Origin of the sequence: Brevundimonas nasdae (assembly GCF_016654005.1) — a bacterium.
GTDB lineage: Bacteria > Pseudomonadota > Alphaproteobacteria > Caulobacterales > Caulobacteraceae > Brevundimonas > Brevundimonas nasdae.
In genome coordinates this window covers 122,885-143,269 of sequence record NZ_JAEPWN010000009.1, presented here as the reverse complement: position 1 = coordinate 143,269, position 20,385 = coordinate 122,885, and the positions used below count along the sequence as shown (strand labels likewise).

Here is a 20,385-nt window from a genome sequence, read left to right as displayed (position 1 = left end):
GGGCTGAAACGGCCTCGGACACGGGGTTGCTGCGAGATGTTTATGACTGACGAACTGCTGGTCGAGATCGTGAAGGCGGAGGCGCTGGACGCCGCCGCCGTCGCGCTGTGGCGCGCGTGGTCCACGACCAATCCTGCCCTAAGCAGCCCCTATTTCCGCTGGGATTACACCGAGATCGCCGCCAGGGTCTGCCCCGGCGCGGCGGTGGCTGTGTTCCGGCGCGGCGGACAGATCGTCGGCTTCTTCCCGCACCAGAGACGCGGCGGTTCGGTCCAACCGCTGGGCGCGCCGATGAATGACTATCACGGGGTGATCGCGCCGGTCGGATCGGACATCACGCTGGAGGATGTGGCGCGTCTGGTTAAGGGGCGTCGCCTGAATGTGCCGGGCTGGATCGGCGCGGGCGAGACGGGCGAGGAACGCGGCACGGTGCAGGTGGAGTTGCCTGCGGGCGGCTATGACGGCTGGTACGCCGAACGCCGCCAGGCCTATGGCAAGTATTTCAAGGACAAGGAGCGCGCGCGCCGCAGCCTCGCTGCCGAATTGGGCGAGACGCAGGTTCGGCGCAATGTGCGCGATCCCCTGCTGCTGGATCATCTGATCGACCTGAAGGCGGCGCAGTATCGCCGGTCGGGCCTGCACGACATCTTCGCCTGCGGCTGGACGCGCGATCTGCTGCACGCGCTGATGATGGATCAGCGGCCGGATTTCGGTGCGTCCCTGGCGGTCATGACGGCGGGCGACAAACGGGTGGCGATCGAGTTCTCGCTGCACGCGGGCGACCATTATCATTTCTGGTTCCCGGCCTATGAGCCGACGCTGGCCAGATGCTCGCCGGGCATTCTGCTGAGCATGGACACCATGCGGCTGGCTGGTGCCGAAGGGGTGCGGGTGTTCGACTTCGGTTTCGAGGGCGAGACCTACAAGAAGTATTTCGTCAACGCCCGCCGGACCGTGCGCGAGGCCGTGGTCATGCAGCCGGGGCTGAGCGCCGCGCTGAATGATGCAGCCGCCGCCGTACTGGGCGCGGCAGGCGGCAGGGGCGAGGCGATCCGCGCCTCGCTGCGTCGTCGCTGGTCCACCATCGAAGCCTGCGAAGCCTCGCCTGCTGGCCGGTTGAGGGGGGCCGCCGCCGCCGCCCGTTCCGCCGTCGCCAAGCTGGCGTCACGCAAAAAGACGCCTGCGCGCGTCGCCCACGCCTGAGGGGAAACAGATCATGTCCGACCGTCGCACCCGGTATCCCGGCCCCATAGCCGAGGCGAAGATCCATCCGCACACCCTGGTGGAGCAGGGGTTCGCAGAGGATGCGGCCCTGGCCGCCATGCTGGACCGCTATCCGGCCGAGCATTTCGACATCAACCTGTACGACTATGATGACGAAGGGCAGGTCTCGCTGCGCACCGGCGCGCGCGGGCGGCTGTCGGGCGCGGAACTGCTGGAGGCGATCAAGCAGGGACGGCTGTGGGTCAATCTGCGCGAGGTCGAGACCGGCTGGCCTGAACTGTGGGCGGCGGCCATGGCGGACTTCAAGGCCATCCAGGCGACCTATCCGGGGATGCGGGCGGTCAAGAACGCGGGGCAGCTGATCCTGTCGTCGCCCAAGGCCCGGGTGCCCTATCATTTCGACGCGGCGGGGGTGGTGCTGTTCCACCTGCGGGGCAGGAAGCGCCTGTTCATCTATCCCGGCGACGAGCAGCACCTGCCCGAGAAGAACATGGAGCAGGTGGTCACGCGCCAGACGACCGAGGAACTGCCCTATAGGCTGGCGTTCGAGAACGACGCCCAGGTCATGGACCTGGAGCCGGGCGGCGCCCTGACGTGGCCGCTGTATGCGCCGCACCGGGTCGAGAATCTGGACCGGTTCTGCGTCAGCCTGTCGATGGACTTCCAGACCTGGCCGTCGCGCTTCCGCAAGGGTGCGCTTTTCACCAATGCGGTGATCCGCAGCCGGGGCGGTTCGCCCAGGTTCACGGACGGCATGTCGACGCCTGAACTGGCCGCGCGCTGGGCCGCGTCGCTGGCGCTGAAGAAGGTGGGGGCGATGAAGAGCCGGATCGCCCATTTCGAGCGGGACTTCGAGCCGGAAGTCGGCGTCGAAGACGGCGCAGGCGCCTTGCGCTCCTGAACCCGCGACGCCCGGCGTTCGCCAATGTTAAATTGGATTCATGACGCCGAGTTAAAATGACTTTCGGCGCCTGCTCGCGCACCTTCTCATCAGATCCGGGAAGGGAAAGTTCATGAAGTCAGCACTGTTCATCGCCGCCGCGACCGCCGCTCTGGCCGTCAGCGCCGCCGCCGCGCCTGCGTCCGCCGCCGATGTCGAGATTCGCAATGCGGTGGCCCGCGTCGTGGTGATCGTCGAGGATCGTAACGACATCGGCGTGGAGATCACCCAGGGCGCCTCCAACCTTCCCACCGTCCAGGTGCGTCGCGAGGGGCGCAACGTCCGCATCGACGGCGGCCTGCGCCGCGGCGGCGTGTTCGGCAGCAGCGATGCGATCCGCTCCTGCAACAGCGGCCCGGCCAATGCGCGGCAGCCGGGCGAAGGCGCCACGGTTAACGTCGGCGGGGGCGTGGGACGCATCCGTCTGGAGGATGCGCCGCTGATCGTCGTGCGCAGCCCGCGAGACGTCGACCTGAGCGCCAGCGGCGCCGTCTATGGCGCCGTCGGCCGTGGCGCGCGCTCGGTCGATCTGGGCGCAGGCGGCTGCGGCGACTGGACGGTGGCCAATGTCGACGGCAAGCTGGAAGTGGGTCTGGGCGGCTCCGGCACGATCCGCACGGGCACGTCGCAGGAACTGGAGGCCTCGGTCGGCGGATCGGGCTCGATCTACGCCGGCGCCACCAACAGGCTGAAGTCCTCGGTCGGCGGATCGGGCAACATCACCGTGGCGCGCGTTGACGGGCGCGGCGAAGCGGCGGTCGGCGGTTCAGGCGGCATCGCCATCCGCGAGGGCCAGATGCCGCGCTTCTCGGTCGCCATCGGCGGTTCGGGCAACGTGCGGTTCGGTGGAACGACCGGCGATCTGGACGTCTCCATCGCAGGCTCGGGCAATGTGAATGTCGGCGCCGCGACAGGCCAGGTGAAACGCTCGGTCGTCGGCTCCGGGAATCTGAACATCGGGCGCTAAGACCCGAACTCTCCGCCGCGAGAGGAAGGCTCCCGGTCGTGGAACCCCGGGGGCCTTTTTCGCGCCCGCAGCCCAGCGGACGACGGGCATGAAAAAGCCCCGGCGGATCGCTCCGCCGGGGCCTTCTGCATTCGAAAACCCGAAGGTCTTACATCGAGACGTTCTTGGCCGGAGCCTTGAAGCCCGTCAGGACGCGCGTGATCGCGGGGACGCCCAGGTTGGCGCCAGCGCGGTCGCGAGCTTGCAGACCGCCGCCGAAGGCGTAACGGACGTTGAACGACCAGGTGTCGACGTCGACCGACTTGATGTCAGCGCGCGTGTAGGCGGCGCCGACCGAGAACGGCGTGTCCTTGATTTCGTACTCGGCGCCGACGCCGTAGGTCCAGGCGTCAACGCTGCCGCCCGTGACGTCGACGTTGTTGTAGCTGACGCCAGCGTTCAGGCGCAGGTTCGGCAGGACGTAGTAGGCAGCGTCGCCGCCGACGGTCCAGACGTCGCCGATGCTGGTGTCGCTCCAGGCGACAGCGCCGGTCAGGGTTGCGTTGGCCAGGTACTTCTGGGCTTCAGCGCCGACGGTCCAGACGGTGTCGCCCGTGCCGATGGTGTTGGCGGCGACGAAGGCGCCGGCGCGGACGTCCGAGGTCCACAGCTTGGTGCCGTGAGCAGCCAGCATGGCCGAGGTGTCGTCGGCGCCCAGAGCCTTGGTGTAGTCGACAGCGCCGTTCAGGGTCACGGTCCAATCCTTGACGGGCAGGGCGACGGTGCCGTCGACCGACCATACGTCAGCAGCGACCTTGTTGAAGCCGTCTGCGTCGACCGACGGGTTGGTGTAGGAGACAGCGACCGAACCGATGGCGTCTTGAGCGAAAGCCGGAGCGGCGATCATGGTGGCGGCGGCGGCCGTCGCGAGGAGGATCGTCTTCATTGTTCTTTTTCCTTAGCAGTCTGTGCCCCGGAGGGGAGCCGGGGAGGGGGCTGCTATCAGGACCCGGACGATTCCGGCATGAAACCGCCGTTAGATTAAGCACTTGCAACAGTACTGTGACGGTTCGGCCACGGGTTGTGTCTGCAATGTGTCACGCTCGCGGAGGACTTGGGGCAAGGGGTTAACAGGCGGCAATTCCGTCATCAGATTAAGGGGTGTCCGTGTGATTGACGCGCAGATGATCTCAGGTCATCTGAATGTGTCGTGGTCTGCACGCGGTCTTCGGGCTGCGTGGAGCTAAGAGGGAAGCCGGTGTGAAACCGGCGCTGCCCCCGCAACTGTAAGCGGCGAGTCGAGGGTCCATATCGTGTCACTGGCGTTCCGGCGCCGGGAAGGCCGGATCCGAGATGTCGACCCGTGAGCCAGGAGACCTGCCCCGACAGATAACGTCCTCCGGCGGGGTGCCCGGTCAGGCCGCAAATGCGCCGCCGGACCCGCATGTCCGCGCGGTCGTTCGCGCGTTCCTGTTCGAGACCTGGCCGCAACACAGGTTTCAGCCATGCCCCGCCCAACTCCCCAAGTGGCGACCCCACGCCTTTCCAGCATCGGCCCTGAGCGGACGAACACGCGCGGCGCCCAGTGGGCCGTAAGGTTCAAGGCCGCTTCGCTGCTGTCCGCAGCGGCGGATCTGTGCGGCCTGATGAACATGACGCAAGTGGTCAGATCCCGGCGAGACGAGGGAGACCGGTCATGAGCGTCACCCTGATCGACATGGTGTTTCCCGGCGACGCCAATCACCACGGCACTCTGTTCGGCGGCGTCGGCCTGGCGCATCTGGACAAGGTGGCCTTCCTGGCGGCGGCGCGTCATGCGCGACGGCCGACGGTGACGGCCAGTTGCGAGCGGATCGACTTCGCTGCGCCAGCCCGGATAGGCGAGATGGTCGAGGCTACGGGCCGCGTCGTGCGCGTCGGGCGGACATCAATGGGCGTGGAGGTCGATCTGTGGGCTGAGGCGCCGGTCAGCAGCGAACGGCGGCTGTGCACGCGGGGCGTCTTTAATATGGTGGCGCCGCGCCAGGAGGGGCAGGGCGATCTGCCGCCTCTGCCCGCCAATGGTCAGAATGTCGGCGACGGCTGGCTGCGGGCGGTGGAGATGGTCTTCCCCGCCTGGACCAATCACTATGGCACCCTGTACGGCGGCGACGCCCTGAAGCTGATGGGCAAGGCCGCCTTTGTCTGCGCCACCAAGGAGGCGCGGGCGGTGATGGTGATGGCGGCGTCGAACCGCATCGACTTCTCCGAGTCTATAAGAGAGGGCGACATGATCGAACTGGCGTCACGCGCCACCAAGGTTGGACGGTCCTCCATAACCATAGAGGTCGAGCTGTGGTCCGAGGCCCTGCTGACCGGCGAACGCCGCCGCTCCGCAGTGGCCGAATTCGTCATGGTGGCGGTCGATAAGGCGGGTCGATCCAGCCCGATTGCAAAACCCGAAAACAGCCCGCCAGGACACGGTTTCGCCGCTTGACGAAATCGGAATCGGCAGGCATAAGCCACCACTCTTGTTGGACCGGCTGTGCACTTCGGTGCAGACGCGGTTCGCAAGAACGACCTAAGTCACTGTTCTTTGCAGCTTCTTGGGATTTCACGGCCTTCGCGGGCAACTGCGTGGGCCGCTCGTTTTTGCGGATTTGCGTTTCCTGAGGGCTTTTTGCCCGAAGGCCTTCGGTCTTTGAAATAGTTCACAGGGACGCGGTCCTCCGACCGCATTGGAAGTTAGCACCGATATGGATCAAAGCATCCGCATCAGGCTCAAGGCCTTTGATCACCGCGTCCTCGATTTCTCGACGCGCGAAATCGTCAATACAGCCAAGCGCACCGGCGCGACCGTTCGCGGTCCGATTCCGTTGCCGACCCTGATCGAAAAGTTCACCGTGAACCGCTCGCCGCACGTCGATAAGAAGTCGCGTGAGCAGTTTGAAATCCGCACGCACAAACGCGTGCTCGACATCGTCGACCCCACCCCGCAGACCGTGGACGCGCTCATGAAGCTCGACCTGTCCGCCGGCGTGGACGTCGAGATCAAGATTTAAAGTAGAAAGAGGCGGGATCCGATGCGCACGGGCGTGATCGCCAAGAAGCTGGGCATGACCCGCGTGTTCGCCGAAGACGGCGCGCACGTACCGGTCACTGTGCTGCAGCTCGACGGCTGCCAAGTCGTCGGCCAACGTACCCAGGAGCGTGACGGCTACGTCGCTCTCCAGCTGGGCGCTGGCACCAAGAAGGCCAAGAACACGGCTAAGGCTCAACGCGAAACCTTCGCGAAGGCCCAGGTCGAACCCAAGGCCTATGTCACCGAGTTCCGCGTTGATGCGGACGGTCTGCTGGACGTGGGCGCCGAGATTTCGGCTGAACACTTCCTGGTCGGCCAGAAGGTGGACATCCAAGGTGAAACCATCGGTAAGGGTTTCGCCGGCGCGATGAAGCGCTGGAACTTCGGCGGCCTTCGCGCCACGCACGGTGTGTCGATTTCGCACCGCTCGCATGGTTCGACCGGTCAACGTCAAGATCCGGGCCGCACCTTCCGCGGCAAGAAGATGGCCGGCCACTACGGCGCCGAGACCGTCACTACCCAGAACCTGACCGTCGTCCGCGTGGACGCCGAGCGTGGCCTGATCCTGATCAAGGGCGCTGTCCCCGGTCACGACGGCAGCTACGTCAAGGTTCGTGACGCCATCAAGAAGGCCCGTCCGGCTGACGCCCCGTTCCCGGGCGCCGTCAAGTCGTCGAAGGCTGCTGCTCAACCCGCATCGACCCCGGCTGAAGAAGCCCCGGTGGAAGCGACCGAAGGCGGTGAAGCGTAATGAAACTCTCTGTCATCAAACTCGACGGCAAGGCTGCTGGCGACCTGGAGCTGTCGGACGCCGTTTTCGGCATCGCTGACATCCGCGGCGACATCCTGGCCCGCACCGTGAACTGGCAACTGGCCAAGCGCCGCGCCGGTACGCACAAGGTTCAAACCCGCAACGAGAACTCTCGTACGGGCAAGAAGATGTACAAGCAAAAGGGCACCGGCGGCGCTCGTCACGGTTCGCGCCGTGCACCGCAGTTCGTCGGCGGCTCGCGCGCCTTCGGTCCGGTCGTTCGCGACCACGGCTTCTCGCTGCCGAAGAAAATCCGCGCGCTTGCTCTGCGTCACGCCCTGTCCTCCAAGGCGAAGTCCGGCGACCTGATCGTCGTCGACAGCGTCTCGGTCAAGGAAGCCAAGACGGCCTCGCTGCGCGAGACCTTCGGCAAGCTGGGTTGGACCAAGGCTCTCATCATCGCGGGTCCGGAAGTCGACACGAACTTCGGCCTGGCCGCACGCAACATCCCGCACATCGACGTGCTGCCGAACGCCGGCCTGAACGTCTATGACATCCTGCGGGCTGAAAAGCTGGTGCTGACCAAGGCTGCTATCGAGGCGATCGAAGCCCGCTTCAGCGATAAGGAAGCTGCGTAATGGCTGCTCAACCTACCGCCAAGCACTACGACACCATCCTGGCTCCGGTGATCACCGAGAAGGCCACGATCCTGTCGGAGCAGAACAAGGTCGTCTTCCGCGTTGCGGACACGGCTTCCAAGGACGAGATCGCTGCTGCGGTCGAAAGCCTGTTCAAAGTCAACGTCGTCAAGGTCAACACCCTGGTTCAAAAGGGCAAGACCAAGCGCTTCCGGGGTATCCTCGGCCGTCGCGTCGACATCAAAAAAGCTATCGTGACGCTGGCCGAAGGCCAGTCGATCGACGTGACCACGGGGCTCTGATCAGATGGCCTTGAAAACCTACAATCCGACTTCGCCGGGCCGTCGCGCCCTCGTGCTGGTCGACCGTTCGGAGCTCCACAAGGGCCGTCCGGAAAAGTCGCTGACCGAAGGCCTGACCAAGTCGGGCGGACGCGGGCAGGGCGGTCGCATCGCGGTCCGCTTCCGCGGCGGCGGCGCCAAGACCCTGTACCGCAAGATCGACTTCAAGCGTCGCAAGTGGGACGCGGTCGGCACGGTCGAGCGTCTGGAGTACGACCCCAACCGCACGGCTTTCATCGCCCTCGTGACCTACGAAGACGGTGAAAAGACCTACATCATCGCGCCGCAACGCCTTAAGGCTGGCGACACGATCATCGCGGGTGAAAAGACCGACGTGAAGCCTGGCAACGCCATGCCGCTGCGTTCGATGCCGGTGGGTACGATCATCCACAACATCGAAATGAAGCCCGGCAAGGGCGCTCAACTGGCCCGTTCGGCTGGCGCCTACGCCCAGCTGGTCGGTCGCGATCAGGGCTACGCCCAGATCCGTCTCGGCTCGGGCGAGCTGCGCATGGTCCTGGACGGCTGCATCGCCACTGTGGGCGCGGTTTCGAACCCCGACCACATGAACCAGAACCTGGGCAAGGCCGGTCGTAAGCGTCACATGGGCTGGCGTCCGCACGTTCGCGGCGTCGCCATGAACCCGATCGACCACCCGCATGGTGGTGGTGAAGGCCGGACCTCTGGTGGTCGCACCCCTGTCACGCCGTGGGGTAAGGACACCAAGGGCACTCGTACCCGCAAGAACAAGGCTACGGACAAGTACATCATCCGTACCCGCCACGTTAAGAAGGCTCGCTAAGAATGGCCCGCTCCTCCTGGAAAGGCCCGTTTGTCGACGGGTATCTGCTCAAGAAGGCCGACGCCGTTCAATCGTCGGGCCGCAAGGATGTGATCAAGACCTGGTCGCGTCGTTCCACCATCCTGCCGCAGTTCGTCGGTCTGACGTTCGGCGTCCATAACGGTCAGAAGCACGTTCCCGTGTCGGTCTCGGAAGAGATGGTCGGCATGAAGTTCGGCGAGTTCGCCCCGACCCGGAACTTCCCGGGTCACGCGGCGGACAAGAAGGCCAAAAGGAAGTAACCGATGGCCCAGACCAAGAACACCCGTCGGGTCGCCCCGACCGAGGCCCGCGCCAAGCTGGTCAACGTGCGCATCAGCCCGCAAAAGCTGAACCTGGTTGCTGCTTCGATCCGCGGCATGCCGGTCCAGAAGGCGCTGAACGAGCTGGAATTCAGCCGGAAGCGCATCGCTGGCGACGTCCGCAAGGTCCTGTATTCGGCCGTCTCCAACGCCGAAAACAACCACAACCTCGACATCGACAACCTGGTTGTCGCCGAGGCCTTCGTGGGCAAGAACCTGGTGATGAAGCGTTTCGCGAGCCGCGCTCGTGGTCGCTCGTCGCGCATCCTGAAACCGTTCAGCGAGATCACGATCGTGGTCCGTGAAGCCGGCGAGGCCGCCTGATGGGACAGAAAATCAATCCGGTCGGTCTGCGCCTCGGCGTAAACCGCACGTGGGACAGCCGCTGGTTCGCCGGCGGCGCAGACTACGCCCGCCTGCTGCACCAGGACCTGAAGCTGCGCGAGTGGCTGAAGGAACGCCTGGCCGCCGCCGGCGTGTCGCGCATCATCATCGAGCGCCCGCACAAGAAGTGCCGCATCACCATCTACGCCGCCCGTCCGGGTGTCGTGATCGGCAAGAAGGGCGCTGACATCGAGAAGCTCCGCAAGGACATCTCGGCGCGCACCGAAGGTGAAGTTCACCTGAACATCATCGAAGTCCGCAAGCCGGAAACCGATGCGCAGCTGATCGCTGAAAACATCGCGCAACAACTGGAACGCCGCGTGGCCTTCCGTCGCGCCATGAAGCGTTCGATGCAGTCGGCCATGCGTCTGGGCGCCAAGGGCATCCGGATGAACGTCTCGGGTCGCCTCGGCGGCGCCGAAATCGCTCGCATGGAATGGTACCGCGAAGGCCGCGTGCCGCTTCACACCCTGCGCGCCGACATCGACTACGGCTTCTATGAAGCCAAGACGACCTACGGCATCATCGGCGTGAAGGTCTGGGTGTTTAAGGGTGAAGTGCTCGAGCACGACCCGATGGCCCAGGACAAGCGTTGGGCCCAGGAAGCCTCGGGTCCTTCCTCGAACGAAGGCCGCGAACGCGGCGGCCCCCGTGGCGACCGCGGTCCGCGTCGCGACCGGGGACGTGAGAACTAAGTCATGTTGCAACCGAAGAAGACCAAGTACCGCAAGGCCTTCAAGGGCCGGATTCACGGCTCGGCCAAGGGCGGCTTCTCGCTGAACTTCGGCTCCTACGGCCTGAAGACCATGGAACCCGAGCGCATCACCGCGCGTCAGATCGAAGCGGCCCGCCGCGCGATCACTCGCCAGATGAAGCGTCAGGGCCGCGTCTGGATCCGCGTCTTCCCCGACCTGCCCGTCACGGGCAAGCCGGCCGAAGTCCGGATGGGTAAGGGCAAGGGCGCTGTGGACCATTGGGCCGCTCGCGTGGCTCCGGGCCGCATCATGTTCGAAATCGACGGCGTGCCGGACGATGTGGCTCGTGAAGCGCTGCGTCTCGGCGCCGCCAAGCTGCCGGTCCGCACCAAGGTGGTCACCCGCCTGGATGCCGGCATCGTCACGGAGCAAGCAGCCTAATGACCAAGATTGCTGATCTGCGGTCGCAAACCAACGACCAACTGGCCGACGAGCTTCTGAAGCTCAAGAAGGAACAGTTCAACCTGCGCTTCCAGGCGGCCACTGGCCAAATGGAGAAAACCCACCGCGTGGGTGAAGTGCGCAAAGACATCGCTCGCATCTCGACGCTTCTGCGCGAGAAGCGTGCGGCCTCGTAAGGAAACGAATATGCCCAAGCGAATTCTCGAAGGCGTGGTCGTGTCCGACAAGGGCGAAAAGACTGTCGTCGTGAAGGTGGAGCGCACGCTGCTCCACCCGCTTCTGAAGAAGACTGTCCGGTCCTCCAAGAAGTACCACGCGCACGACGAAGCCAACGCGCTCAAGGTCGGCGACATCGCTCGCATCGTCGAGTGCGCCCCCAAGTCCAAGCTGAAGCGTTGGGAAGTCCTTTCCAACGCCTCCGCATCGTAATCAGAAGGATCTGATCTTATGATCCAGATGCAAACTAACCTGGAAGTGGCCGATAACTCGGGCGCCCGCCGGGTCATGTGCATCAAGGTGTTGGGCGGCTCCAAGCGCCGCTACGCCTCGATCGGCGACACAATCGTCGCGTCCGTGAAGGAAGCCATCCCGCGTGGCCGCGTGAAGAAGGGCGACGTCGTTCGCGCCATCGTCGTGCGCACCGCCAAGGACATCCAACGCAAGGACGGCTCTGTCATCCGCTTCGACAAGTCGGCTGCGGTCATCGTCAACAAGCAAAACGAGCCGGTCGGCACGCGGATCTTCGGCCCTGTTCCTCGCGAACTGCGCGCCAAGAACCACATGAAGATCATCTCGCTGGCTCCGGAGGTCCTGTAATATGGCCGCCAAGATCAAAAAGGGCGACCGCGTCGTCGTCCTGACCGGCAAGGACAAGGGCCGCACGGGTTCCGTGCTGAAGGTCCTGCCCACCGAAAACCGCGTTCTCGTCCAGGGCGTCAACATGGTTCAGCGCCACACGCGCCCGAGCCAGGCTGACCCGCAAGGCGGCATCAAGAACAAGGAAGCCTCGCTTCACCTGTCGAACGTCGCAATCGCCGACGCCAACGGCAAGGCGACCCGCGTCGGCTTCAAGATCGATGGGGACAAGAAGGTCCGCATCGCCAAGACGACGGGAGACGTCATCTGATGGCTACCGAAAAGTACACCCCGCGCCTCAAGTCCGACTATCAGGCCCGCATCCGTGCGGAACTGAAGACGAAGTTCGGCTACACCAACGAGATGCAGATCCCCAAGCTGGACAAGATCGTCCTGAACATGGGCATCGGCGAAGCGGTTGCTGACTCCAAGAAGGCGAACGCCGCCCTCAAGGACCTGACGGCTATCGCTGGTCAGAAGGCTGTCGCCACCAAGGCTCGCAACTCGATCGCCGGCTTCAAGCTGCGTGAAGGCATGGTCATCGGCGGCAAGGTTACGCTGCGCGGCGACCAGATGTATGAGTTCCTGGACCGGTTCATCACGATCGCGCTGCCGCGCGTGAAGGATTTCCGCGGCCTGAAGGGCACTTCGTTTGACGGTCGCGGCAACTACGCCACGGGTCTGAAGGAGCACATCGTGTTCCCTGAGATCAACTACGACCAGATCGACCAGATGTGGGGCATGGACATTGTCGTTTGCACCACGGCCAAGACCGATGAGGAAGCCAAGGCTCTCCTCACCGAGTTCAAGTTCCCGTTCGTGAAGAACTGAGCGGGAAGGGAAGAGAACAATGGCTAAAAAGAGCGCCGTAAACCGCAACGAAGCCGTCAAGGCTCTGGTTGCGAAGTATGCCGCAAAGCGCGCCGCCCTCAAGGCGACCGCCAACGACGAGAGCCTGCCGCTTGAGGAGCGTTTCGACGCTCGCCTCAAGCTGGCGGAACTGCCGCGCAACTCCGCGCCGAGCCGCATTCGCAACCGTTGCGAAGTGACGGGTCGTCCGCGTGCGTTCTACCGCAAGCTCAAGATGAGCCGGATTGCGCTGCGTGAACTCGGCAACCAGGGCCAGATCCCTGGCCTGACCAAGTCCAGCTGGTAAGGGGAGCGAACAGACATGATGATCAACGATCCCCTGAGCGACATGATCGCTCGCATCAAGAACGCGGCGACCCGCAAGCGTTCCAAGGTGCTGACCCCCGCTTCCCGTCTGCGCCAGCGCGTCCTCGACGTGCTGCAGGACGAAGGCTACATCCGCGGCTACAACCTGGTTCAGAACCCGGGTGAGTTTCCGCAGTTCGAGATCGAGCTGAAGTACTTCGACGGACAGCCCGTCATCGCCGAGATCGCACGCGTGTCCAAGCCGGGCCGCCGCGTCTACTCCGCGATCGGCGATCTGAAGCCCGTCAAGAACGGCCTCGGCATCTCGATCCTCTCGACTTCGAAGGGCGTCATGTCTGACGCTTCTGCGCGCGACGCCAACGTCGGCGGCGAAGTCCTCTGCAGGGTCTACTGATATGTCCCGTATTGGCAAGAAAACCATCTCAGTGCCGAAGGGCGTGACCATCACGCTCGACGGCCAGAACGTCACCGTGAAGGGTCCGAAGGGCGAACGCTCCTGGACCGTCGCCGAAGAGATCGAGATCAAGCAGGAAGGCGACGAACTGTCGCTGACCCCGCGCTCGGACACCGCCCGCGCTCGCGCGATGTGGGGTCTGTCGCGCACGCTGGTCGACAACATGGTCGTCGGCGTCACTTCGGGCTTCGAGAAGTCGCTTGAACTGGTCGGCGTGGGTTACCGCGCTGCGATGAAGGGCAACGCCCTGTCGCTGCAGCTCGGCTTCTCGCACGACGTGGACATCGACCCGCCCGCAGGCGTCACCTTCGCCGTGCCGAAGCAGACCGAGATCAAGATCTCGGGCTCGGACAAGCAGGCTGTCGGTGAGATCGCCGCAGTCATCCGCAAGCTGCGTCCGCCTGAGCCTTACAAGGGCAAGGGCGTCCGTTACGCCGGCGAGACCGTGCGTCGCAAGGAAGGCAAGAAGAAGTAAGTCATGGCTCTTTCTCTTCGACAACAAGCCAAGCGCCGCTCGGAGCGCACTCGTCGCCGCCTGAAGGCCGTCGCCAACGGTCGTCTGCGTCTGTCGGTGTACCGTTCGGACAAGAACATCTCGGCCCAGATCATCGACGACGCCCAGGGCGTGACCGTCGCTTCTGCCTCGTCGCTGGAAGGCGGCCGCGGCAAGAAGGGTTCGGACACCGCTGCTGCCGCTGCAATCGGCAAGCTGATCGCCGAGCGCGCCATCGAGAAGGGCGTCAAGGACGTCGTCTTCGACCGTGGCGAGTACATCTATCATGGACGGGTGAAGGCGCTGGCGGAAGCCGCGCGCGAAGCCGGCCTGAACTTCTAAGGGACGCGAAGCATGGCGCATCAACCCCAGCGCGGCGGCGGCGGCAACGATCGCAACCGTCGTGACAATCGCAACGCTCCCGCTGTCGACGGTCCGGATTCGGACATCGTCGAAAAGCTGGTGCACATCAACCGCGTTGCGGCCACCGTTAAGGGCGGACGTCGTTTCTCGTTCGCCGCTCTGATGGTTGTCGGCGACGGCAAGGGTCGGGTCGGCTTCGGTCACGGCAAGGCGCGTGAAGTGCCGGAAGCCATCCGCAAGGCGACTGAAGAAGCCAAGAAGACGATGATCCGCGTTCCGCTTCGCGAGAACCGCACCCTGCACCACGACGGCAACGGCCGTTGGGGCGCCGGCAAGATCATGATGCGCGCTGCCCCTCCCGGCACCGGCGTCATCGCAGGCGGTCCGATGCGTGCGGTCCTCGAAACCCTCGGCGTTCAAGACGTCGTGGGCAAGTCGACCGGCTCGTCGAACCCCTACAACATGATCCGTGCTACGTTCGAAGCACTGAAGGTCCAGTCCTCGCCCCGTCAAGTCGCGTCCAAGCGCGGCAAGAAGGTCGCGGATCTGATGGGCCGTCGCAACGACGGCGCATCGACGCCTGAAGCTGTGGAGTCCTGATCATGGCTGAGAAGAAGACTGTCACCATCAAGCAGACCGGTTCGCCGATCCGCCGCAAGAACGACCAGCGCGCCACCCTGGTGGGCCTGGGTCTGAACCGCCTGGGTCGCGAATCCACGCTGGAAGACACGCCTTCGGTTCGTGGGATGATCGCAAAGGTCGCCCACCTTACCGAGATCGTCGAAAAGTAAGCGGTTGCGCCCTCTCCTGAAACCGGGGGAGGGCGTTTCTGCACTTGCAGATACCCGAAGGGCCGCCTAGAAGCGGCCCTTCATTTTTTCACCGCCGAGTCCGGACGAATGTTCCGGGCGCTAGCACCCGAAAGGATCAGGCATATGAAACTGAACGAAATCCGCGACAACGAAGGCGCACACAAGAAGCGCATGCGCGTCGGCCGTGGCCCGGGCTCGGGCAAGGGCAAGACCGCTGGCCGTGGCGTCAAGGGTCAGAAGTCGCGTACGGGCGTCAGCCTGCTGGGCTTCGAAGGCGGTCAAATGCCGCTGTACATGCGTATGCCCAAGCGCGGCTTCAACAACCCGAACGCGCTGAAGCTGGCTGAAGTGAACCTGTGGCGCCTGCAAGACGCCATCGACGCCGGCAAGCTGGACGCCAAGTCGGAACTGAAGGGCGACGCCCTGGTCGCCGCCGGCGTGATCCGTCGCGTCAAGGACGGCGTGCGTCTGCTGGGCACGGGCGAGCTGAAGCAAGCCCTGAACCTGGTCGTGTGGTCGGCCACCTCGGGCGCCATCAAGGCCATCGAAGCCGCTGGCGGCACCGTGGTGCAAGAGCGCATCGCTGCGGAAGCCAAGGCTGCTGCCCGCGTCGAGAAGCGCAACGCCGCCAAGGGCAAGGCTCCGGCTCCCAAGGCGCCGCGTGGCGACGAGAACAAGATCTCGGCTCGCGCCAAGCGTACGGCCGCCAAAGCATAAGCAAACCCGTCGTTGCGGCGATTAGGTCGTGACCTGATTACACCTGCGACGACGAAAGAACGGAAGCGGCTCTCGCATGAGGGCCGCTTTCCGCCTATCTGACGACTCTCTCAGTCGTGGGGACGCATAAATGGCTTCGGCCGCAGAACAACTCGCCGCCAATATGAACATGGGCTCGTTCGCGAAAGCGACCGAGCTGCACAAGCGCCTGCTGTTTACCCTGGGCGCTCTGCTGGTTTATCGCATCGGCACCTACGTGCCGATCCCGGGCATCAATTCGCAGGCCTTCCTGCAGTTCTTCCAAGACCCCAGCGGTCAGCGCGGCATCCTGGACATGTTCAACATGTTCTCGGGCGGCGCGGTGGAGCGTATGGCCATCTTCGCACTGAACGTCATGCCGTACATTTCGGCGTCGATCATCGTGCAACTGATGGGCACCGTGTATCCGCCCTGGGAGAAGCTGAAGAAGGAAGGCGGCGAAAGCGGCCGCAAGCAGCTGAACCAGTACACCCGTTACCTGACGGTGTTCCTGGCTCTGGCGCAGTCCTTCGGCATCGCGGCGGGCCTGAACGCCCAGGCCGGCCTGGTCGACAATCCCGGCATCTTCTTCATCGTCTCGACGGTCGTCACTCTGACCGGCGGCACCATGTTCCTGATGTGGCTGGGTGAGCAGGTCACGGCGCGCGGCGTCGGCAACGGCATCTCGCTGATCATCTTCGCAGGCATCGTGGCGGTTCTGCCGTCCACCATCGCCCGCCTGCTGGGCCTGGCTCAGCAAGGCCAGATGTCGGCCTTCGCCCTGCTGTTCATCGCCATCCTGGCCGTGGTCACCGTCGTCTTCATCGTCTTCATGGAACGCGCCCAGCGCCGTCTTCTGATCCAGTATCCGAAGCGTCAGGAAGGCAACCGCATGGCAGGGGGCGAGCGTTCGTTCCTGCCACTGAAGGTCAACACCGCGGGCGTCATCCCGCCGATCTTCGCCTCGTCGCTGCTGATGCTGCCGACGACGGTTGCGACCATGACCGCCAACGCCGACCTGCCCAGCTGGGCGAGCTGGCTGCCGCTGGTGACGGCGCAGCTGACGCACGGCCAGCCGCTGTTCATGGTGCTCTACGCCGCCCTGATCATCTTCTTCTGCTTCTTCTACACCTCGATCACCTTCAATCCTGAAGACACGGCCGAGAACCTGCGCAAGTACGGCGGCTTCCTACCGGGCATCCGTCCGGGCAAGCGTACGGCGGAATATCTGGACTATGTCCTGACCCGCCTGACGGTGATCGGCGCCGCCTATATCACCGCAGTCTGCCTGCTGCCTGAGTTCATCGTCAGCCAGTTCGGCAACAGCCTGTACTTTGGCGGAACGTCTATCTTGATCGTCGTGTCGGTCACGATGGACACTGTGGCCCAGATTCAGTCTCAGCTGCTGGCGCACCAGTACGAAGGCCTGATCAAGAAGGCCAAGCTGCGTGGTCGCGGCGGTCGTGGCGCTCCCACGCCTGTCCGTCGCTAAGACTAAACCTTGAAGACCAAGCCTAGGGGAGGGCTTAAAGCGTGAACTTGATCCTGTTCGGACCGCCTGCGGCGGGCAAGGGCACTCAGGCCAAGCGGCTGGTGGAAGAGAAGGGCATGGTCCAGCTCTCCACCGGCGACATGCTTCGCGCGGCGATCGCGTCGGGCTCGGAACTGGGACTTAAGGTCAAGGACGTGCTGGCGCGGGGCGATCTGGTCACCGACGAGATCGTCATCGCCCTGATCGAAGATCGCCTGGACGAGGCTGAGGCCGCTGGCGGCGCCATCTTCGACGGCTTCCCCCGCACCGTGGCCCAGGCTGAGGCGCTGGACGCCATGCTGGCCAAGCGCGGCAAGCAGATCGACGCCGTGGTCCGCCTGAAGGTCGACGACGCCGCCCTGCTGGAACGTGTCGCCAAACGCTATGCCGAGCAGGGCCGCCCTGACGACAATCCCGAGTCCTTCGTGGTGCGTCTGGAAGCCTACAACCACAACACCGCCCCGCTGCTTCCCTACTATGAGAAGCAGGGCAAGCTGACCCAGGCCGACGGCATGGGCTCGATCGAATCGGTGGCCAAGGCCATCGATGAGGCGCTGGCCTGACGTTCAGCCGCAGGTTTGGCGTGAAGCGCGTTTTCGGGCATTGATCGTCCGATGACCGAACGCGCCGCCAGCCTTTCGGATAAGTCCCGCCTGCGCCGGTGGCGCATGGCGGGCATATTCACCGCCGTCGCCGTAGCAGAGATCGGCCTGTTCCTTCTGCTGGGACAGGTGAGGGGCCCCAGGCCCGCGCCGGTGATCGACCCGCAGCCGTTTGAGGTCATCCTCTACGATCCCCCGCCGCCGATCTCTCGGGATCCGCCAGCACCCAAGGCCGGGGGAGGCGCGCCCGCTGCGCCCGCCACTATTCACACACCGCCGCCACCGCCCAAGCCGCGCCCGCAGGAGCTGCCTGCGCCGCCGGTCAAGGCGCCTGAGCCTGCGCCCGTCGTCGGCATCGCCCCGGCGCCGTCCGCAGAGCCCGGTTTCGGCCAGGGCGGGCAGGGGACGGGGAGCGGAAGCGGCACGGGCTCCGGATCTGGTCCAGGCAGCGGATCGACCGGACCGCGAATCGTGACCGGCCCGACCATCGGCCAGATCCGCGCCCTGCATCCCGCCAACGCCCGCAGCCGCTATGGCCGTGTGGAGTTGTCATGCATCATCCGGCTGGACAGCCGCCTTGACGCCTGCCGGGTGGTGGAGGAGACGCCTGCGGGCATGGGCTTCGGCGCGGCGGGGCTGCAGGTCTCGGGCTATTTCCGCTTCCAGCCGCCGACCGAGAACGGCCGTCCGGTCGAGGGACAGCGGGTCACGGTGGGGGTCGACTTCGGCCGTCCGCCGCGCTGACAAGCCCGAAGACGTTGACGCCCTGTGAATCATATGTATAAGGGCGGCTTCCCGCGAAGGGCGCCACGCTCCTGGTCTGTTGACCGGAGCGTTTGTTGCGTCTGACTAACGCGTATCTGGAGAATTTCGTGGCCCGTATAGCTGGCGTCAACATCCCGACCAACAAGCGCGTATTCATCGCGCTTCAGTACATCCATGGCATCGGCCCCGCCGCCGCCAAGGACATCACCGAGAAGGTGGGCATCGAGTCTGCCCGCCGCGTGAACCAGCTGACGGACGCCGAAGTGCTGTCGATCCGCGAAACGATCGACAAGGATCACACGGTTGAGGGCGACCTGCGCCGCGAGACCTCGATGAACATCAAGCGTCTGATGGACCTTGCCTGCTACCGCGGCCTGCGTCACCGCAAGGGCCTGCCGGTCCGCGGCCAGCGCACCCACACCAACGCTCGCACCCGCAAGGGTCCGGCCAAGCCGATCGCCGGCAAGAAGAAGTAAGAGAGAGCTGATCGATGGCCAAGGAACCGGGTCGCGTAAAGCGCCGCGAACGCAAGAACATCACGTCGGGCGTCGCCCACGTGAACGCCAGCTTCAACAACACCATGGTGACCATCACCGACGCACAAGGGAACGCGATTTCCTGGTCGTCGGCCGGTCACATGGGCTTCAAGGGTTCGCGTAAGTCGACCCCGTATGCGGCCCAGATGGCGGCTGAAGACGCAGGCAAGAAGGCTCAAGAGCACGGCGTGAAGACGCTGGAAGTGAACGTCTCGGGTCCGGGTTCCGGTCGTGAGTCGGCTCTGCGCGCTCTGCAGTCGGTCGGCCTGACGATCACGACCATCCGCGACGTCACCCCGATGCCGCACAATGGTTGCCGTCCGCCCAAGCGTCGTCGCGTCTAATCGACCCCGCTAAGAGCACCCCCATCTCCGTCGGCTCCACCATGGCCTCGTCGACAAGGCCGGAGCCGACGAAACCCGTTCGAGGGACAAAATGATCGAAAGAAACTGGCAAGAGCTGATCCGTCCCGAGAAGCCGCAGATCGAGATCGGTTCCGACGCCCAGCGCAAGGCGCGCCTGGTTGCCGAACCTCTCGAGCGTGGCTTCGGTGTGACGCTCGGCAACGCGCTCCGTCGCGTTCTGCTGTCCTCGCTGCAAGGCGCGGCAGTCACGGCCATCCAAATCGACGGCGTTGTTCATGAATTCTCGTCGCTGGAAGGCGTGCGCGAGGACGTGGTCGACATCGTTCTGAACATCAAGCAACTGGCGCTGCGCATGCACGCCGAAGGCCCCAAGCGCATGACCCTGCGCGCCACAGGCCCCGGCGCTGTCACCGCTGGCCAGATCGACGTGCCGGCCGACATCGAGGTTCTGAACCCCGATCACGTCATCTGCACGCTCGACGACGGCGCCTCGATCCGCATGGAGCTTACCGTGCAGAACGGCAAGGGCTATGTCGCCGCTGAGTTCAACCGTCCGGAAGACGCGCCGATCGGCCTGATCGCTGTCGACGCCCTGTACTCGCCGGTCAAGCGCGTCGCCTATCGCGTCGAGCCGACCCGTCAGGGCCAGTCTCTGGACTATGACAAGCTGCTGCTGGAAGTCGAAACCAACGGTGCGGTTACGCCGGTTGACGCTGTGGCTTACGCTGCGCGCATCCTGCAAGACCAACTGCAGATCTTCATCACCTTCGAAGAGCCCAAGAAGGCTGTCGAGCAGTCGGACGGCAAGCCCGACCTGCCCTTCAACCCGGCGCTGCTGAAGAAGGTGGACGAGCTGGAGCTGTCGGTTCGTTCGGCCAACTGCCTGAAGAACGACAACATCGTCTACATCGGCGACCTGATCCAGAAGACCGAGGGCGAAATGCTTCGCACCCCGAACTTCGGCCGCAAGTCGCTGAACGAGATCAAGGAAGTTCTCGCGACGATGGGCCTCAGCCTCGGCATGGATGTGCCGAACTGGCCGCCTGAAAACATCGAAGATCTGGCCAAGAAGTTCGACGACCAGATCTAAGTTCAACCCTCCGCCCGTCTCCC

32 protein-coding genes and 1 riboswitch are annotated in these 20,385 nt (G+C 64.5%); of the genes, 31 read left to right on the top strand and 1 reads right to left on the bottom strand.

The annotated features are described in order from the left end of the window. Positions 1-42 precede the first annotated feature (42 nt). From JKF87_RS14090 to JKF87_RS14080, 3 genes are all read left to right on the top strand, one after another. Entirely contained in the window at positions 43-1,203 is a 1,161-nt protein-coding gene (locus JKF87_RS14090) for a GNAT family N-acetyltransferase (protein ID WP_201100527.1), read from the top strand. Positions 1,204-1,216: 13 nt separating this feature from the next. After that, positions 1,217-2,125, top strand: coding sequence for a cupin domain-containing protein (locus JKF87_RS14085; RefSeq protein WP_201100526.1), 909 nt, complete (start codon positions 1,217-1,219; stop codon positions 2,123-2,125). A gap of 112 nt (positions 2,126-2,237) precedes the next feature. Next, positions 2,238-3,131 carry a head GIN domain-containing protein gene (locus tag JKF87_RS14080; RefSeq protein WP_201100525.1) on the top strand — a complete coding sequence of 298 codons (894 nt, stop codon included), beginning with the start codon at positions 2,238-2,240 and terminating at the stop codon, positions 3,129-3,131. Positions 3,132-3,279: 148 nt separating this feature from the next. Here JKF87_RS14080 and JKF87_RS14075 read toward each other — a convergent pair whose 3' ends face one another. After that, positions 3,280-4,056 (bottom strand): porin, encoded by a 777-nt coding sequence (locus tag JKF87_RS14075; RefSeq protein ID WP_201100524.1) that lies wholly within the window; start codon positions 4,054-4,056, stop codon positions 3,280-3,282. Between the two features lie 248 nt (positions 4,057-4,304). Beyond that, positions 4,305-4,509: riboswitch (cobalamin riboswitch) on the top strand. A gap of 297 nt (positions 4,510-4,806) precedes the next feature. On the opposite strand from JKF87_RS14075, the gene JKF87_RS14070 reads away from it, so the two are divergent. From JKF87_RS14070 to JKF87_RS13935, 28 genes are all read left to right on the top strand, one after another. Further along, a complete protein-coding gene (locus JKF87_RS14070; RefSeq protein ID WP_236261389.1) occupies positions 4,807-5,586 on the top strand; it encodes an acyl-CoA thioesterase in 780 nt (259 codons plus the stop codon). A gap of 259 nt (positions 5,587-5,845) precedes the next feature. Next, on the top strand, positions 5,846-6,151 hold the full coding sequence (rpsJ, locus tag JKF87_RS14065) for a 30S ribosomal protein S10 (protein ID WP_003164367.1): 306 nt from the start codon (positions 5,846-5,848) through the stop codon (positions 6,149-6,151). Positions 6,152-6,172: 21 nt separating this feature from the next. Continuing rightward, entirely contained in the window at positions 6,173-6,922 is a 750-nt protein-coding gene (rplC, locus tag JKF87_RS14060) for a 50S ribosomal protein L3 (RefSeq protein WP_201100523.1), read from the top strand. Then, positions 6,922-7,560: a 50S ribosomal protein L4 gene (rplD, locus tag JKF87_RS14055; protein WP_201100522.1), complete on the top strand. Its 639-nt coding sequence runs from the start codon at positions 6,922-6,924 to the stop codon at positions 7,558-7,560. The genes rplC and rplD overlap by 1 nt, the downstream gene beginning before the upstream one ends. Continuing rightward, positions 7,560-7,862 (top strand): 50S ribosomal protein L23, encoded by a 303-nt coding sequence (locus JKF87_RS14050; RefSeq protein ID WP_087119318.1) that lies wholly within the window; start codon positions 7,560-7,562, stop codon positions 7,860-7,862. Before rplD ends, JKF87_RS14050 begins: the two co-directional genes overlap by 1 nt. 4 nt (positions 7,863-7,866) lie before the next feature. Continuing rightward, the gene (gene rplB / locus JKF87_RS14045; protein WP_201100521.1) at positions 7,867-8,703 is read left to right on the top strand and encodes a 50S ribosomal protein L2; all 837 of its coding nucleotides are present in this window, start codon (positions 7,867-7,869) and stop codon (positions 8,701-8,703) included. Between the two features lie 2 nt (positions 8,704-8,705). Next, the gene (rpsS, locus tag JKF87_RS14040) at positions 8,706-8,984 is read left to right on the top strand and encodes a 30S ribosomal protein S19 (RefSeq protein WP_007442184.1); all 279 of its coding nucleotides are present in this window, start codon (positions 8,706-8,708) and stop codon (positions 8,982-8,984) included. Between the two features lie 3 nt (positions 8,985-8,987). Beyond that, positions 8,988-9,368 (top strand): 50S ribosomal protein L22, encoded by a 381-nt coding sequence (rplV, locus tag JKF87_RS14035; protein ID WP_201100520.1) that lies wholly within the window; start codon positions 8,988-8,990, stop codon positions 9,366-9,368. Next, positions 9,368-10,123, top strand: a complete 756-nt coding sequence (rpsC, locus tag JKF87_RS14030) for a 30S ribosomal protein S3 (RefSeq protein ID WP_201100519.1) — start codon at positions 9,368-9,370, stop codon at positions 10,121-10,123. The genes rplV and rpsC overlap by 1 nt, the downstream gene beginning before the upstream one ends. A gap of 3 nt (positions 10,124-10,126) precedes the next feature. Next, the gene (gene rplP, locus JKF87_RS14025) at positions 10,127-10,564 is read left to right on the top strand and encodes a 50S ribosomal protein L16 (RefSeq protein ID WP_201100518.1); all 438 of its coding nucleotides are present in this window, start codon (positions 10,127-10,129) and stop codon (positions 10,562-10,564) included. Beyond that, on the top strand, positions 10,564-10,761 hold the full coding sequence (gene rpmC / locus JKF87_RS14020; protein WP_201100517.1) for a 50S ribosomal protein L29: 198 nt from the start codon (positions 10,564-10,566) through the stop codon (positions 10,759-10,761). The genes rplP and rpmC overlap by 1 nt, the downstream gene beginning before the upstream one ends. 10 nt (positions 10,762-10,771) lie before the next feature. Next, on the top strand, positions 10,772-11,014 hold the full coding sequence (rpsQ, locus tag JKF87_RS14015) for a 30S ribosomal protein S17 (RefSeq protein WP_017506051.1): 243 nt from the start codon (positions 10,772-10,774) through the stop codon (positions 11,012-11,014). A gap of 18 nt (positions 11,015-11,032) precedes the next feature. Continuing rightward, complete coding sequence (gene rplN / locus JKF87_RS14010) at positions 11,033-11,401, top strand: 50S ribosomal protein L14 (RefSeq protein ID WP_003164378.1); 369 nt, start codon at positions 11,033-11,035, stop codon at positions 11,399-11,401. Between the two features lies 1 nt (position 11,402). Further along, positions 11,403-11,711: a 50S ribosomal protein L24 gene (gene rplX / locus JKF87_RS14005; protein ID WP_201100516.1), complete on the top strand. Its 309-nt coding sequence runs from the start codon at positions 11,403-11,405 to the stop codon at positions 11,709-11,711. Beyond that, a complete protein-coding gene (rplE, locus tag JKF87_RS14000; RefSeq protein ID WP_201100515.1) occupies positions 11,711-12,271 on the top strand; it encodes a 50S ribosomal protein L5 in 561 nt (186 codons plus the stop codon). The genes rplX and rplE overlap by 1 nt, the downstream gene beginning before the upstream one ends. A 19-nt stretch (positions 12,272-12,290) precedes the next feature. Beyond that, entirely contained in the window at positions 12,291-12,596 is a 306-nt protein-coding gene (gene rpsN, locus JKF87_RS13995) for a 30S ribosomal protein S14 (RefSeq protein ID WP_201100514.1), read from the top strand. A 15-nt stretch (positions 12,597-12,611) separates the two neighbouring features. Beyond that, the gene (gene rpsH / locus JKF87_RS13990; protein WP_008262310.1) at positions 12,612-13,010 is read left to right on the top strand and encodes a 30S ribosomal protein S8; all 399 of its coding nucleotides are present in this window, start codon (positions 12,612-12,614) and stop codon (positions 13,008-13,010) included. 1 nt (position 13,011) lies between these two features. Then, positions 13,012-13,545, top strand: coding sequence for a 50S ribosomal protein L6 (rplF, locus tag JKF87_RS13985; protein ID WP_201100513.1), 534 nt, complete (start codon positions 13,012-13,014; stop codon positions 13,543-13,545). A gap of 3 nt (positions 13,546-13,548) precedes the next feature. Then, positions 13,549-13,905: a 50S ribosomal protein L18 gene (gene rplR / locus JKF87_RS13980; protein WP_201100512.1), complete on the top strand. Its 357-nt coding sequence runs from the start codon at positions 13,549-13,551 to the stop codon at positions 13,903-13,905. Positions 13,906-13,917: 12 nt separating this feature from the next. Then, positions 13,918-14,526: a 30S ribosomal protein S5 gene (gene rpsE, locus JKF87_RS13975; RefSeq protein ID WP_201100511.1), complete on the top strand. Its 609-nt coding sequence runs from the start codon at positions 13,918-13,920 to the stop codon at positions 14,524-14,526. 2 nt (positions 14,527-14,528) lie between these two features. Beyond that, positions 14,529-14,717 (top strand): 50S ribosomal protein L30, encoded by a 189-nt coding sequence (rpmD, locus tag JKF87_RS13970; RefSeq protein WP_201100510.1) that lies wholly within the window; start codon positions 14,529-14,531, stop codon positions 14,715-14,717. A 144-nt stretch (positions 14,718-14,861) separates the two neighbouring features. Further along, positions 14,862-15,455: a 50S ribosomal protein L15 gene (rplO, locus tag JKF87_RS13965; protein WP_201100509.1), complete on the top strand. Its 594-nt coding sequence runs from the start codon at positions 14,862-14,864 to the stop codon at positions 15,453-15,455. Between the two features lie 130 nt (positions 15,456-15,585). Further along, positions 15,586-16,965 (top strand): preprotein translocase subunit SecY, encoded by a 1,380-nt coding sequence (secY, locus tag JKF87_RS13960; RefSeq protein WP_201100508.1) that lies wholly within the window; start codon positions 15,586-15,588, stop codon positions 16,963-16,965. A gap of 41 nt (positions 16,966-17,006) precedes the next feature. After that, the gene (locus JKF87_RS13955) at positions 17,007-17,567 is read left to right on the top strand and encodes an adenylate kinase (protein ID WP_201100507.1); all 561 of its coding nucleotides are present in this window, start codon (positions 17,007-17,009) and stop codon (positions 17,565-17,567) included. 51 nt (positions 17,568-17,618) lie between these two features. Continuing rightward, a complete protein-coding gene (locus JKF87_RS18530) occupies positions 17,619-18,350 on the top strand; it encodes an energy transducer TonB (protein WP_201100506.1) in 732 nt (243 codons plus the stop codon). A gap of 128 nt (positions 18,351-18,478) precedes the next feature. Next, positions 18,479-18,847: a 30S ribosomal protein S13 gene (gene rpsM, locus JKF87_RS13945; protein ID WP_201100569.1), complete on the top strand. Its 369-nt coding sequence runs from the start codon at positions 18,479-18,481 to the stop codon at positions 18,845-18,847. Between the two features lie 14 nt (positions 18,848-18,861). Further along, on the top strand, positions 18,862-19,251 hold the full coding sequence (rpsK, locus tag JKF87_RS13940) for a 30S ribosomal protein S11 (RefSeq protein ID WP_201100505.1): 390 nt from the start codon (positions 18,862-18,864) through the stop codon (positions 19,249-19,251). A gap of 91 nt (positions 19,252-19,342) precedes the next feature. Next, positions 19,343-20,362: a DNA-directed RNA polymerase subunit alpha gene (locus JKF87_RS13935; RefSeq protein WP_201100504.1), complete on the top strand. Its 1,020-nt coding sequence runs from the start codon at positions 19,343-19,345 to the stop codon at positions 20,360-20,362. Positions 20,363-20,385 lie beyond the last annotated feature (23 nt).